10 protein-coding genes and 1 pseudogene are annotated in these 14356 nt (G+C 72.6%); all 11 read right to left on the bottom strand.

Annotated features, from left to right (window positions below; all coding sequences use genetic code 11):
- Positions 1 to 454: 454 nt before the first annotated feature.
- Positions 455 to 1768: a tyrosine--tRNA ligase gene (gene tyrS, locus ACH0A8_RS06315; protein WP_209685498.1), complete on the bottom strand. Its 1314-nt coding sequence runs from the start codon at positions 1766 to 1768 to the stop codon at positions 455 to 457.
- 50 nt (positions 1769 to 1818) lie between these two features.
- Positions 1819 to 2514 (bottom strand): DNA-3-methyladenine glycosylase, encoded by a 696-nt coding sequence (locus ACH0A8_RS06320; RefSeq protein WP_271826070.1) that lies wholly within the window; start codon positions 2512 to 2514, stop codon positions 1819 to 1821.
- Positions 2511 to 3959, bottom strand: a complete 1449-nt coding sequence (gene argH, locus ACH0A8_RS06325) for an argininosuccinate lyase (RefSeq protein WP_271826071.1) — start codon at positions 3957 to 3959, stop codon at positions 2511 to 2513. Before argH ends, ACH0A8_RS06320 begins: the two co-directional genes overlap by 4 nt.
- A 111-nt stretch (positions 3960 to 4070) precedes the next feature.
- A complete protein-coding gene (locus tag ACH0A8_RS06330) occupies positions 4071 to 5174 on the bottom strand; it encodes an argininosuccinate synthase domain-containing protein (RefSeq protein WP_406906835.1) in 1104 nt (367 codons plus the stop codon).
- 20 nt (positions 5175 to 5194) lie between these two features.
- Positions 5195 to 6139, bottom strand: coding sequence for an ornithine carbamoyltransferase (argF, locus tag ACH0A8_RS06335; RefSeq protein WP_400430234.1), 945 nt, complete (start codon positions 6137 to 6139; stop codon positions 5195 to 5197).
- Positions 6136 to 7359 (bottom strand): acetylornithine transaminase, encoded by a 1224-nt coding sequence (locus ACH0A8_RS06340; protein ID WP_066656412.1) that lies wholly within the window; start codon positions 7357 to 7359, stop codon positions 6136 to 6138. Before ACH0A8_RS06340 ends, argF begins: the two co-directional genes overlap by 4 nt.
- 158 nt (positions 7360 to 7517) lie before the next feature.
- A pseudogene (argB, locus tag ACH0A8_RS06345) lies at positions 7518 to 8420 on the bottom strand (acetylglutamate kinase); the annotation flags it as partial.
- Entirely contained in the window at positions 8420 to 9619 is a 1200-nt protein-coding gene (argJ, locus tag ACH0A8_RS06350; protein WP_251155764.1) for a bifunctional glutamate N-acetyltransferase/amino-acid acetyltransferase ArgJ, read from the bottom strand. The pseudogene argB and the gene argJ, both read right to left, overlap by 1 nt.
- Positions 9616 to 10713, bottom strand: a complete 1098-nt coding sequence (locus ACH0A8_RS06355) for an N-acetyl-gamma-glutamyl-phosphate reductase (RefSeq protein ID WP_406906836.1) — start codon at positions 10711 to 10713, stop codon at positions 9616 to 9618. The genes argJ and ACH0A8_RS06355 overlap by 4 nt, the downstream gene beginning before the upstream one ends.
- A 74-nt stretch (positions 10714 to 10787) precedes the next feature.
- Positions 10788 to 13280 (bottom strand): phenylalanine--tRNA ligase subunit beta, encoded by a 2493-nt coding sequence (pheT, locus tag ACH0A8_RS06360; RefSeq protein ID WP_311206329.1) that lies wholly within the window; start codon positions 13278 to 13280, stop codon positions 10788 to 10790.
- A complete protein-coding gene (pheS, locus tag ACH0A8_RS06365; protein ID WP_066658706.1) occupies positions 13280 to 14320 on the bottom strand; it encodes a phenylalanine--tRNA ligase subunit alpha in 1041 nt (346 codons plus the stop codon). Before pheS ends, pheT begins: the two co-directional genes overlap by 1 nt.
- Between the last annotated feature and the right edge of the window lie 36 nt (positions 14321 to 14356).

Genomic DNA, 14356 nt, shown 5'->3' on the forward strand with positions numbered 1-14356 from the left:
TCGCACGGGGTCAAAATAATTGGCATTGACAATGTGCACGCTGTTGAGTTCTCAAGGACCAGACGCACCCCCCACTCGACTCCACGAAGGAGCTCCGCCAGAGGGGCATTGTGTTCTTGGTACCACCGGCATCGCGTCGGACCGAGGTCCTGTGGCTCATCCCGAGGGAGAGGGCCGGTGGAGTAGTCATCCTAAGCGTCGAAGCGATCGAGCACAAGGCTTGATCTGAACTTCGGTGGAGGATGGTCCCGCTTGAGGCCGGCAGGCTCTGGGCTCTCGCTCCAGCCGCTCCGCCGCACCTTTGGGGTGACGAGTAAGAACTCTACGCAGCGCTGGGCGGGAGCGCCAACCGCGCCCCACTCCCGGGCGTGTCGCACTGTGCAACTCCTCCGGACGCAGCGGTGCCCGGTCTCCGTCGGGAGACCGGGCACCGGGTGCACCGAGGGTGGATCGATCAGCCGAGCGTGACGCCCGCCAGGGTCTTCTTGCCGCGTCGGAGCACCACGACTCCGCCGGGCAGCGCGAGGCTCGCGAGCTGCGCGGTCGCGTCGTCGGCGCGGACGTTGTTCACGTACACGCCTCCCTGGTCGACCGCCCGGCGCGCTTCGCCGAGCGACTTCACGAGTCCGGTGTCGACGAGGGCGCGAGCGACGTCGGCCTCGCCCGGCAGCGACACCGTGCCGGGGAGCTCGGCGACCGCGGCACGCAGCGTCGCCTCGTCGAGCGCGGCCAGGTCGCCGTTGCCGAACAGCGCCGCCGAGGCGTCGATCGTCGCCCGGGTCGCCGCCGCTCCGTGCACCAGCGACGTGACCTCGAACGCCAGGGTCCGCTGGGCCTCGCGCCGGAACGGCTCGTCGGCGACCGCCTGCTCGAGTCGACCGATCTCCGCACGATCGAGGAACGTGAACTCGCGCAGCCGGGCGACCACGTCGGCGTCCGCCGTGTTGAGCCAGAACTGGTAGAAGGCGTACGGCGAGGTCATCTCGGCGTCGAGCCAGATCGCGTTGCCCTCGCTCTTGCCGAACTTCGTGCCGTCCGAGTTCGTGATGAGCGGGGTGCCGAGCGCGTGCACGGACACCCCCTCGGTGCGACGGATCAGGTCGGTGCCGGAGGTCAGGTTGCCCCATTGGTCCGAACCGCCGGTCTGCAGCGTGCAGCCGTACTGCCGGTAGAGCTCGCGGTAGTCCAGTCCCTGCAGGATCTGGTAGCTGAACTCGGTGTAGCTGATGCCCGCGTCGGAGTTCAGGCGTGCGGCGACGGCGTCCTTCTTCAGCATGGCGTTCACGCGGAAGTACTTGCCGATGTCGCGCAGGAAGTCGATCGCGGACAGCGGTGCCGTCCAGTCGAGGTTGTTGACGAGCCGCACGCCGTTCTCGCCGTCGGGGCTGAGGAACCGGGACACCTGCGCCTGCAGTCGGCTCACCCACTCGGCGACCGTCTCCGGGGTGTTCAGCGTGCGTTCCGCGGTGGGACGCGGGTCGCCGATCAGGCCGGTCGACCCACCGACGAGCGCCAGCGGCCGGTGCCCGGCGAGCTGCAGCCGGCGCATGGTGAGCAGCTGCAGCAGGTTGCCGCAGTGCAGCGAGGGTGCGGTCGGGTCGAAACCGCAGTAGTACGTGACGGTCCCGCCGTCGAGGGCCTCCTGGAGTGCCGTCTCGTCGGTGGAGACGTGCACCAGACCGCGCCAGCGCAGTTCGTCCCACACCGAGGCGAAGGTGGGGTCGTTCTGCTGGCGTGTCAGGACATCGGGATCGGTTGCGCTGGACACCCGACCATCGTAGCCACCGGGCGACGGCCGGGAGGATCGGCGCGGCCCCGTCAGTCGACCGCGCGCCGGTGCCGTCGGTACGGCGACACCGTCGGCTCACCGGTGCGCCAGGAGCGCCACGGGAAGGACGCGCCGCCGGCGACACCGGCGACGCCGGTGCGCGGTCCGCGCGAGATCCGCCGGACCGGAGCCGTCCCCGCGGGGCCGGCCACCGTCTCGGCGAGCAGCTCCGCGACCACGTCCGCCGGGTCGGCGGAGGCGAGCCGCGCCTCCAGACCGGGTGCGAGCACGAGCCGGAACGGTCCCGAGCCGTCGAGGAGCGACGTGCCGTCGTCCTCGCCGAGCACGGCACCGAGAGCCTGCCCGAGGTTGCCCGGACCGCGGGCCAGGGCGACGTCGGCGACCGACGGACCGCGGCGAGCCCGGGCGACCTCGATGCCGTCGACGACCTCGGCGGCGCGCAGGAGCGAGCCGGACGACGTGCCCTCCGGGCCGCTCACCACGTTCACGCAGGTGTGGATGCCGTACGAGCGGTACGCGTAGAGCGTGCCCGGCGGCCCGAAGAGGTGCCGGTTGCGCGGTGTCGGGCCGCGATGGCCGTGCGACCCTGGGTCGGTCGGGCCCCAGTAGGCCTCGACCTCGGTGATGCGCAGTGTCACACCACGCCCGGTGATCGTCGCGCCGAGCAGCGCCGGCGCGCACACCGGAGCCGGCTCGGCCAGGAGCGCGAGGAGCGCGTCGCTCATCGGGTGAAGGGCGCGCCCTCGGTCAGGTCGTGGACGCGACGGGTCAGGGCGGCGAGCTGCTCGGCGACGCGCTCCGGCGCCGTCCCGCCGACACCGGCGCGCGACGCGACGCTGCCCTCGATGGTCAGGACGCCGCGCACCTCGGGCGTGAGGTGCTCGGACACGGCGCGGTACTCGTCGTCGCCGGGCTCGTCGAGCTCGATCCCGCGCTCCTCGCAGTACCGGACCAGCGCCCCCGAGATCTCGTGCGCGTCGCGGAAGGGCACGCCCTGCCGGACCAGCCACTCCGCGACGTCGGTCGCGAGCGAGAAGCCCTGCGGCGCGAGCTCGGCCATCCGCTCCGTGTCGAAGGCGAGCGTCGCGACCATGCCGGTGAAGGCCGGCAGCAGCACCTCGAGCTGGGCGACCGAGTCGAAGACCGGCTCCTTGTCCTCCTGCAGGTCGCGGTTGTACGCGAGCGGCAGGCCCTTCAGGGTCGTGAGGAGGCCGGTGAGGTTGCCGACGAGCCGACCCGACTTGCCGCGCGCGAGCTCGGCGATGTCGGGGTTCTTCTTCTGCGGCATGATGCTCGACCCGGTCGAGAAGGCGTCGTGCAGCCGGACGAAACCGAACTCCTTGGTGTTCCAGAGGATGATCTCCTCGGCCAGACGGGACACGTCGATGCCCACCTGTGCGAGGACGAACGCGAACTCGGCGACGACGTCGCGGGCTGCCGTGGCGTCGATCGAGTTGTCGGCGGGGCGGGCGAAGCCGAGTTCGTGCGCGATCGCCGTCGGGTCGAGACCGAGCGAGCTGCCCGCGAGGGCGCCGGCCCCGTACGGGCTGACACTCGCACGGTCGGCCCAGTCGCGGAGCCGCTCGAGATCCCGGACGAGCGGCCACGCGTGCGCGAGCAGGTGGTGGGCGAGGAGCACCGGCTGGGCGTGCTGCAGGTGCGTGCGGCCGGGCATGATCGCCGCCGGGTGCTCGCTCGCCTGCTGCGAGATCGCGTCGACGAGGTCGATGACGAGGCGCCCGATCCGCCGGCCGTGGTCGAGCATGTGCATGCGGCCCAGGGTCGCGATCTGGTCGTTGCGGCTCCGGCCGGCGCGGAGCTTGCCGCCGAGTTCCGGGCCGAGGTCGGCGATGAGCAGGCGCTCGAGGGCACCGTGGACGTCCTCGTCGCCGTCGTCCGGCTGCAGGGAACCGTCGGCGTGGGCGGTCTCGAGGCGGTCGAGGCCGGCGGTCATGCGCTCGAGCTCGTCCTCGGTCAGGTAGCCGGCGGTGTGCAGGGCACGGGCGTGGGCGCGGGACCCGGCGATGTCGTAGGGGGCCAGCTGCCAGTCGAAGTGCGTCGACCGGGACAGCGCGGCGAGTTCGGCGCTGGGGCCGTCGGCGAAGCGGCCACCCCAGAGGGCGCCCGTGTTCGTGGCGTCGGTCTTGCTCGGCTGCGTCGCGTCGGTCATGTCGTCCTGCCTGGCGGTACGGGTCGGTCGTGCTCGGTTCGTGGGCGGTGCTTCGGGGGGTGGTACTGCGTGGTGCTGGTGGGGGCGGTGCTGCGTGGTGCCGGTGGGGCGTCAGTTCGCGCGGTCGCGCCGCGTGGCCGTCCGCGTCGGTCGGGCCCGGGCGCTCGCGAACGACACGCTCCCGGTGGCCGGTGCCCCGGCCAGCTCGAAGTCGAAGAGGCTCTGCTCCGACCGGCGCCCGGTGACGCTCGCGACCCCGCCGTGCAACCGGAGCCGGACGTCACCGGAGACGTGCCGCTGCGTCTCCTCGATGAAGGCGTCGAGCGCGCGGCGGAGTCCGCTCGCCCAGCGACCCTCGTCGACCAGCTCCGCCCACTCGCGGTCCACGCCCTGCTTGCAGCGCAGGACCTCGCGTTCGAGGGTGATCCGTTCGAGGTCCTGGTGCGCGGCCACGAGCGCCGTCGCACCCGGTGTCTCCGCCACACGTCGGGCCTTGCGGCCGTCGAGCAGGTCGACGACCAGATCGTGCCGACCGACCCCGTGGCGGCCGGCGAGGGCGTCGAGCTCGCGCAGCAGCCGGAGGACCGGGAAGCGCTGCCCGTCGAGGGCGACCGGGACGCCGTGCTCGAAGGTCACGGTGACCTCGTCGGGCTCGGTGTCCGGCTGCGCGGAGACGTCCGCCGTGCGCGCCCAGTCCGCAGGGCCGACCGCGGCCCACGGGTCCTCGAGGTCCGGCTCGGTGACGAGACGGCCCCACACGTCGTGCTCGGTACCGCCGGCCGGCACGACGGCCGTCGGCACCGGGAGGACCCGGAGGTCGGGGTCGTGCCCGGCGATCGTGGTCGTGAGGGCGACCTCGTCCGGGGCGCTGGTGAGGTGCGCGACGGCGACCGCGCCGAGCTGCCGGGCCGTGCGGACCAGGTGGTCGGCGACGATCGGCAGCCGCAGCGCCGGGACGAGCGGACGACCCGGGCCGCCGGCGTTCGCCCGGACCGCCGCGACGACGTACCGGTCGGCGTACTCGGTCTTCGCGTCGACCACCACGGCGTCCACCGCATCGGCGGCCCGCATCCGGTCCCGCACGGCGTCGACCTCCCGGGACCGACCGCCGAGGTCGACCACCAGGGCCAGGACCTCGTGGTCGACGGCGAAGTGCTCGACGGCTGCCGCCGGGTCCACCCCGGCGGAGCAGGCGACGACGATGCGATCGGTCACGGGACTCCAGTCGAGCGGGGTCAGGCGGCCGGGCTGCCGGTCGCGTTCGCGGCCAGGAGCCAGGCGAGCAGGGCCTTCTGCGCGTGCAGCCGGTTCTCCGCCTCGTCCCAGATGATGCTGCGCGGCCCGTCGATGACCTCGGCGGTCACCTCGAACCCGCGGTCCGCCGGCAGGCAGTGCAGGAACACGGCGTCGTCGGCGGCGTGCCCCATCAGCTCGTCGTCCACCCGGTAGCCCGCGAAGGTGTCGAGTCGGGACTGCTTCTCGTCCTCCTTGCCCATCGACACCCACGTGTCGGTGACCACGACGTCGGCGCCGGCGACGGCCGCCACCGGGTCGGTGACGACCAGGACGGAGCCACCGGTCTCGCCCGCACGACGCTCGGCGTCGGCGACGACCGCGGCGTCCGGGCTGAACGCCGCCGGAGCGGCGACGCGGACGTGCATGCCCGCGGTCGCTCCCGCGAGCAGGTACGACTGCGCCATGTTGCTCGCGCCGTCGCCGATGAACGCGACGGTCTGCCCGGCGAGCGAGCCGCGGTGCTCGCGGATCGTGAGCAGGTCGGCGAGGAGCTGGCACGGGTGGAAGTCGTCCGACAGGGCGTTGACGACCGGGACGCGGGTGCCCGCCGCCATCTCCTCGAGTCCGGACTGGGCGTAGGTGCGCCAGACGATCGCCGACACCATGCGCTCGAGCACGCGGGCGGTGTCCGACGGGGTCTCCTTGCCGCCGAGCTGGCTGTTCGCCGTCGTGATCACGAGCGGGCTGCCGCCGAGGTCGGAGATCCCGACGTGGAAGGACACCCGGGTGCGGGTGGACGACTTGTCGAAGATCACCGCGACGGTCTGCGGCCCGGCGAGGGGCTTCTCGCCCCAGCGGTCACCCTTCATCTGGGCGGCGAGGTCGAGGATCGCGGACTGCTCGGCCTGGGTCAGGTCGTCGTCACGGAGGAAGTGGCGGGTCATGCGGAGGTCTCCTGCTCGGCGGCGACGGCCGCGAGGCTCTGGCCGAGGATCGACACGAACTCGTCGATCTCGGCGTCGGACACGATGAGCGGCGGCGCGATGCGCAGGCTCGACTCGTTCGGGGCGTTGATGATGAGGCCGCGCTCGAGGGCGGCGGCGTTGACGGCGGGGCCGACGGGCGCTGTCAGGCCGACGCCGACGAGCAGGCCCGTGCCCCGGACCTCCTGCACCAGCGGCGAACCGAGGGCCGCGATGCCGGCACGGATGCGCTCGCCCTTGGTGACCGCGCCGGCCACCAGGTCGGCGCGCTCGATCTCCTCGAGCACCGCGTTCGCGACGCGGGTGCCGAGCGGGTTGCCGCCGAAGGTCGAGCCGTGCTGGCCGGCCGAGAACAGCTCGGACGCCCAGCCGAAGGTCACGAGGGCGCCGATCGGGAACCCACCGGCGATGCCCTTCGCGATCGTGACGGCGTCCGGCGTGAACCCGTGGCCCTGGAAGGTGAACCAGTTGCCGGTGCGGCCGACCCCGGTCTGGATCTCGTCGAGGATGAACAGCGCGCCGTGCTCCTCGGTCAGGCGACGCGCGGCCTGCAGGAAGCCCTCGGGCAGGTCGACCACGCCGGCCTCGCCCTTGATCGGCTCGAGGATGAGCGCGGCGACGGTGTCGTCGACGGCCGCCTCGAGCGCCTCGACCGTCGAGTCGATGTGCTCGACGCCGGCGATCATCGGCAGGAAGTCCTCCTGCAGCGCGGGCTTGCCGGTGAGCGCGAGCGCACCCATCGTCCGGCCGTGGAAGCCCTGCTTCAGCGCGAGGATCCGGGTCTTGCGACCGTCCGCACCCTTGTTCAGCCGCGCGAGCTTGAACGCGGCCTCGTTCGCCTCGGCGCCGGAGTTGCCGAAGTACACGCGGCCGGCGTCCCCCGCACCGGTGATGCGCTTGAGGCGCTCGGCGAGCTCGAGCTGCGGCGGCGTCGCGAAGTAGTTCGAGACGTGCACGAGCTTCGCCGCCTGGTCGGCGACGGCCTCGACGAGGGCCGGGTGGGCGTGGCCGAGGGAGTTCACCGCGATGCCGGCCAGGAAGTCGAGGTACTCGTTGCCGTCGACGTCCCACACGCGGCAGCCCTGACCGTGGTCGAGCATGATCTTCGGCGGGGTCAGGGATCGCATGAGCGACGCCCCGAACCGGTCGTTCCAGGTCTGGGTGTGCGTCTCGGTGCTCACTGCTCGTTCCCCTTCTGCGTCGTGGCGGTGTCGGTGACGGTGGTGTCGGTGACGGCGGCGTCGGTCGCCGCGTGTCGGCCCGGGTCCGCCGCGGATTCGGGCACCCGTCGGCCGACCTCGGCGTGGGTGTTCTGGTTCTCGGTGCGACGGCTCGGGTCCGGGATCACCTCGGTGCCCGCACCGCGCAGGGTGAAGACCTCGAGCAGGATCGAGTGCGGGATCCGCCCGTCGATGATCGTCGCGCCGCCGACCCCGCCGACCACGGCGTCGAGGCACGCGGTCATCTTCGGGATCATCCCCGACTCGAGGCTCGGCAGCAGCGCCCGGAGCTCGTCGACCGCGATCAGGTCGATGATCGAGTCGCGGTCCGGCCAGTTGCGGTAGAGGCCGGGGACGTCCGTCAGCATCATGAGCTTGGCGGCACCGAGCGCGATGGCCAGCGCACCGGCCGCGGCATCGGCGTTGACGTTCAGCGCCTGGTCCGGGTGGGCGTCGTCGATCGCGATGCTCGACACGATCGGGATGCGTCCGGCCTCGATCGCCGCGAGGACGCCGGACGGGTCGACGTGCGTGATGTCGCCGACGTGGCCGAGGTCGAAGTACTCGCCGTCGACGACGACGCCCTTCTTCTCACCGGTGAACAGCGAGCCGCCGTCGCCGGAGACGCCGACGGCCAGACCGTCACCGTGCTCGTTGACGAGGTCGACGATCTCGCGGTTGACCTCGCCGGCGAGCACGTCGCGGACGACCGTGATCGCCTCGGTCGTCGTCACGCGGTAGCCACCGCGGAACTCGGACGCGATGCCCTGTTCCTTCAGCGCCGCCGAGATCTGCGGCCCACCGCCGTGCACCACGACCGGGTGGAGTCCCGCGTAGCGCAGGTAGACCATGTCCTCGGCGAACGCCCGCTTGAGGTCGTCGTTCACCATGGCGTTGCCGCCGAACTTCACGACGACGGTCTTGCCCGAGAACCGCTTCAGCCACGGCAGGGACTCGATGAGCGTCGCGGCCTTGACGGCGGCGAGCTCGTGCTCTTCTTCCTTGGTCAGGTCGTCGCTCATCAGCTGGAGTACGCGCTGTTCTCGTGGACGTAGTCGTGCGTCAGGTCGTTCGTCAGGATCGTCGCCGCGTGCACGCCGACCCCGAGCTCGATCAGGACGTGGGTGTCGCGCGGCGTCAGGTCGACCTCGTCGATCGGCCGGTCCGGGGCGCCGGCGTGGCAGACGCGGACGCCGTTCATGCTGACGTCGACCGCGTACGGGTCGAACTCGGCGTCGGTGGTCCCGATCGCCGCCAGCACGCGGCCCCAGTTCGGGTCGTTGCCGAAGACCGCGGCCTTGAACAGGTTGTTCCGGGCGACACTGCGCCCCACCGTGACGGCCTCGTCCTCGGACACCGCGCCGGTGACCTCGATCGTGATGTCGTGGCTCGCGCCCTCGGCGTCCTGCTGGAGCTGCCGGGCGAGGTCCGCGCACACCGCGGTCAGTGCCTCCTGGAAGTCGCCGACCTCGGGGGTCACCCCGCTCGCACCGGAGGACAGCAGCACGACGGTGTCGTTGGTCGACATGCAGCCGTCCGAGTCGACGCGGTCGAAGGTCACGCGGGTCGCCGCGCGGAGCGCCTGGTCGAGCTGCTCCGCGGTCTGCACGGCGTCGGTCGTGATGACGACGAGCATCGTCGCGAGCCCGGGGGCCAGCATGCCGGCGCCCTTGGCCATGCCGCCGACCGTCCAGCCGTCCTCGGTCACGACGGACTGCTTCGGCGTCGTGTCCGTGGTCATGATCGCGACCGCAGCGTCGGGGCCGCCGTCGGCCGCCAGCGCGGCGCTGGCCAGGTCGACACCGCGCAGCACGCCGTCACGGAACGTCTGGTCACCGCGGCCGATCAGGCCCGTCGAGCAGACGACGACGTCGCCTGCACCGATGCCGAGCGCGGCACCCACCGCCTCCGCCGTCATGTGCGTGGTCTGGAAGCCGAAGGGTCCGGTGAAGCAGTTCGCGCCGCCGGAGTTGAGCACCACGGCCCGGGCGACACCGTCGCCGACGACCTGGCGCGACCAGATCACCGGGTGCGCCTGGGCGCGGTTGCTGGTGAACACGGCGGCCGCGGTCGCGTCGGGGCCGTCGTTCACCACGAGGGCGACGTCGGGCTTCCCGCTCGTCTTGAGTCCGGCGGTGACGCCGGCCGCGCGGAAGCCCGCAGCGGCGGTCACGCCCTGGAGGCCCGTGTCGGGCTGGTCCGTCGAGGTCTCGTCGGTCACGGTGCGACTCCGTCCACGCTGAGGCCGAGGGTCTCGGGGAAGCCCAGGGCGATGTTGGCCGACTGCACGGCCGCGCCGGCGGTGCCCTTGGCCAGGTTGTCGAGGGCGCTCACGGCGACCACCCGGCCCGCGGCCTCGTCCACGGCGATGCCGACGAGCGCGGTGTTCGCGCCGACGGTGTCCGCGGTGCGGGGGAACTCGCCCTCCGGGAGCAGGTGCACGAAGGGCTCGTCGGCGTAGGCCTGTTCCCAGGCGATCCGGACGTCGCGCGCGCTGACCCCGGGCGAGAGCCTGGCGGTCGTCGTCGCGAGGATGCCGCGCGACATCGGCACGAGCACGGGCGTGAACGAGATCCGGACGTCACCGGCCCCCGCTGCCACGAGGTTCTGCTGGATCTCCGGGATGTGCCGGTGGGTGCCGCCGACCGCGTAGGCGCTCGCGGAGCCCATGATCTCCGAGGCGAGGTAGGTCGTCGCGAGCTTCTTGCCGGCACCGCTCGGCCCGACGCTCAGCACCGCGACGAGGTCGTCCGTCTCGACGAGCCCGGCCTGGACACCGGGCTGGATGCCGAGCGTCACCGCCGTCACGTTGCAGCCCGGCACGGCGATCCGCTTCGTCGTCGCGAGCTCGGTGCGCTGCCGCCCGAGGCCCTCGATGTCGTCGACGTCCCGCCACTCCTCCGCCGTCCCGGGCGCCGGCGCGGCGTGCAGCAGCTCCGGCAGGCCGTAGGTCCACGCGCCGTGGTGCTCGCCGCCGTAGAACGCCTCCCACGCAGCCGGGTCCGTGAGCCGGTGGTCCGCGCCGCAGTCGACGACGAGGGTGTCGTCGTCGAGCTCGGCGGTGATCGCCCCGGACTGCCCGTGCGGCAGCGCGAGGAACACCACGTCGTGTCCGCGCAGGGTCGCCGCCGTCGTCTCGACCAGCGTCAGGTGTGCCAGCGACCGCAGGTGCGGCTGCGTCGCGATGAGCGGCTGCCCCGCGTTCGAGAAGGCCGTCACCGTCCTGACGTCGAACTCTGGGTGGGCGGCGAGCACGCGCAGGAGCTCTCCGCCCGCGTAGCCGGAGGCTCCCGCCACGGCGACGGATACGGACATGGGTTCCACCTTTGGTCGGACTGGTCGTCGAGAGAGTCGGAGGCGGCGGCCCCGGGCGGTGCTGATCCGGTGGATCAGTCGCGCAGGGTCGCCCCGAATCGCTCGCCGGCACGTCGGACGGCGCCGTCACGGGCCTCGGAGGCCTCGGCAGCGGTCAGCGTGCGGTCCGTGGCGCGGAAGCGCAGCGCGAACGTCAGGGACTTCTGTCCCTCGTCCACGCCCGTGCCCCGGTAGTCGTCCACGAGCCGAGCATACTCCAGCAGCTCTCCGGCGCCAGAGCGGACGACGTCCAGCACGTCACCCGCCGGGACGTCGACCGCGACCACGAGGGAGAGGTCCTGCGTCGCCGCCGGGTAGGACACGATCGGCGCCACCGACACGAGCTCCGGTGCCGCGGCGACCAGGGCGTCGAGGTCGAGCTCGACGACGGCGACGACGCGCGGCAGCACCGCGGCCTCGGTGAGGACGGGCAGCAGCTCACCGGCGACACCGACGACGGTGTCACCGACGAGCAGCGCGGCCGCACGCCCCGGGTGCAGGGACGGGTGGCTCGTCTGTGCGACCCGGAGCTCCACACCGACCGCCCAGGCGACGGCCCGGGCGACGTCGAGCGCGTCCGCGATGCCGTAGGGCTCCGGCTGCACGCCGGGCTGCTTCACGACGCGGTTGCCGGTCAGCAACGCCGAGACGTGGAACGGCTGCGGCGGGAGCGACGCGTCGAGCACACCGAGGGTGTCGGGGTCGGGCCGCTCGGCGCCGGCGGGCACGGCGTCGGTGCCGAGCTGCACGTCCGTCGTCGGCAGGAACACGCGCGAGGTCTCGTACAGGGCGACGTCGACGAGGCCGCGGGACACGTTGCGGCGGGCGGCGTCGACGAGCGCGGGGAGCCCGCTGCGACGGAGCAGCGACTGCTCGCTGTCCAGCGCGTTCGCGAGCACGACGCTCGGACCACCGTCGCCGTCGATGCCCGGGTAGGCGTCCTGCGTGGTCTGCGAGACGAACGGAGCGGTGACGACCTCGACGAGGCCGTCCGCTGCGAGGGCGGCGGACACGCGCCGACGGGCCTGCTGGTGCCGGGTCAGACCGCGTCCGGGCGGGGCGATCGGCAGCACGCTCGGGATGCGGTCGTAGCCGACGATGCGGGCCACTTCCTCGACCAGGGTGGTGTCGTCGGTCAGGTCCGGTCGCCAGGACGGCGGCGTGACGACGAGCACCTCGCCGTCGACGTCCACCGTCGCACCGATGGCGCGCAGCGTGTCGATGACCTCGGCGTCGGTGTACTCGACACCGACGAGGTCGGCCGGCCGCGACGCCCGCATCGTGATCGTCGGGCGGGGCTCGGCGTCGACGAGCGTGGAGCCGAGGGTGTCCGCCGTGCCGCCCGCGAGCTCGACGAGGAGCTCGACGGCACGGTTCGCAGCGGCCTCGGCCACGAGCGGGTCGACCCCGCGTTCGAAGCGCTTCGAGGCCTCGCTCGGCAGCTTGTGCCGGCGGGCCGTCCGGGCGATCGAGACCTGGTCGAAGCCGGCGGCCTCGATCAGCACGTCGGTCGTCGTGTCCGAGATCTCGGTGCGTGCACCGCCCATCACGCCGGCGAGACCGACGGGGCCGTCGTCGTCGGTGATGACGAGGTCCTCGGGGTCGAGCGTGCGGGTCGTGTCGTCGAGGGTGACGAGGGTCTCCCCCACCGCCGCGCGACGCACGCCGAGGCCACCGCGGACCTTCGCCAGGTCGTAGCCGTGCAGGGGCTGGCCGAGCTCGAACATGACGTAGTTCGTGATGTCGACGGGCAGCGAGATCGAGCGGACGCCGGCCAGCGCCAGGCGGGAGACCATCCACGCCGGGGTCGCCCGGGTCGGGTCGATGCCACGGACGACGCGGGTGACGAAGGTGTGCGCGCCGACACGGCCGCGGACCGGGGCCTGGTCGTCGATCGTGACGCGGAACCCCTCGCCCGAGCGGGGCGTCACACGCGCCGCCGGGTCGCGGAAGCCGGCACCGGTGGCGTGCGCGTACTCGCGGGCGACGCCGCGCATGCTCATCACGTACCCGCGGTCCGGCGTCACGTTGATCTCGACCGCGGCGTCGTCGAGGCCGAGCAGCGCGATCGCGTCGGCCCCGACCTCGGGGTCCATGCCGAGGTCGGCGAAGCGCAGGATGCCGTCGTGCTCGTCGCCGAGGCCGAGCTCACGGGCCGAGGCGATCATGCCGTCGGACACGTGGCCGTACGTCTTGCGCGCGGCGATCGGGAACGGCCCGGGCAGCACGGCGCCGGGCAGCGTCACGACGACGAGGTCGCCCACGTCGAAGTTGTGCGCACCGCAGACGATGCCGCGGGGCTCGGACTCGCCCACGTCGACCTGGCACCAGTTGATCGTCTTGCCGTTCTTCTGCGGCTCGGGCTCGCGCTCGAGCACGCGGCCGACGACGATCGGGCCGGTGAGGTCGTAGGTGTGGACGTCCTCTTCCTCGAAGCCCACCGACACGAGGGCCGCGTGGACGTGCTCGAGGGAGACGTCGTCGGGCAGGTCGACGGACTCGCCGAGCCAACGGAGTGGGACGCGCATCAGACCACCGTTCCGAACTGCTGCGAGAAGCGGATGTCGCCCTCGAGGAAGTCACGCATGTCGTTCAGGCCGTTGCGGAACTGCAGGGTCCGCTCGATGCCCATCCCGAACGCGAAGCCCTGGTACTCGTCCGGGTCGATGCCGGCCGCACGCAGGACGTTGGGGTTCACCATGCCGCAGCCGCCCCACTCGACCCACCGCGCGCCGCCCTTGGCGTTCGGCTGCCAGACGTCCATCTCGGCGCTGGGCTCGGTGAACGGGAAGTAGTTCGGACGCAGGCGGATCTGCGCCCCGGCGCCGAAGACCTGGCGCGCGAAGTGCTCGAGCGTGCCGCGGAGGTGCGCCATCGTCAGGCCCTTGTCGATCGCGATGCCCTCGACCTGGGTGAAGACCGGCAGGTGCGTGGCGTCGAGCTCGTCCGCGCGGTACACGCGTCCCGGGGCGATCACGTAGAGCGGCAGCTCCCGGGACAGCAGGGAGCGCACCTGCACCGGGGAGGTGTGCGTGCGCATGACCAGGTGCCGGTCGACCGGCTCGACGAAGATCGTGTCGGCCATCGCCCGTGCGGGGTGGTCCGGGTCGAAGTTCAGCGCGTCGAAGTTGAACCACTCGTGCTCGAGCTCGGGGCCCTCCGCCACCTCCCACCCCATGCCGACGAAGATGTCGGCGACGGTCTCGTTGAGGACCGAGAGCGGGTGGCGGGAGCCCGGCGCCCGACGGACCGGCAGTGCGGTGACGTCGACGCGCTCGGCCTCGAGCCGGGCGCGTTCCTCGGCCTCGGCGAGGACGGACTCCTGCTCGGCGACGGCGGCGTTGACCCGACCGCGCGCCTGGCCGACGAGCTTGCCGGCCTCGGCCTTCTGCTCCTTCGGCACACTGCGCATCGACGCGTTCATCCGCGCGAGCGTCGACTGCTCGCCCGTGTGCTCCGCCCTGGCCTGCTTCAGCTCGGCCACGGTCGTCGTCGCGCGGACCGCGGCGAGGGCCCGGTCGACCGCGTCGGCGACGGCCGCTTCGCTGATCTCGAGGTGTTCTGACACGAGGCCCAAGCCTACCGGCCCCCGGGATACCGCCGT

The organism is Curtobacterium sp. 179-B 9B NHS, assembly GCF_045370965.1.
GTDB lineage: Bacteria > Actinomycetota > Actinomycetes > Actinomycetales > Microbacteriaceae > Curtobacterium.

What these genes read in the sequence shown, in the direction of transcription:
- ACH0A8_RS06320 (WP_271826070.1), bottom strand. Translation starts at nt 2,514, where the DNA reads ATGAGCGACGCGCTCCTCGCGCTCCTGGCCGAGCCGGCTCCGGTGTGC.
- argH (WP_271826071.1), bottom strand. Translation starts at nt 3,959, where the DNA reads ATGACCGACGCGACGCAGCCGAGCAAGACCGACGCCACGAACACGGGC.
- argF (WP_400430234.1), bottom strand. Translation starts at nt 6,139, where the DNA reads ATGACCCGCCACTTCCTCCGTGACGACGACCTGACCCAGGCCGAGCAG.
- ACH0A8_RS06355 (WP_406906836.1), bottom strand. Translation starts at nt 10,713, where the DNA reads ATGTCCGTATCCGTCGCCGTGGCGGGAGCCTCCGGCTACGCGGGCGGA.
- pheT (WP_311206329.1), bottom strand. Translation starts at nt 13,280, where the DNA reads ATGCGCGTCCCACTCCGTTGGCTCGGCGAGTCCGTCGACCTGCCCGAC.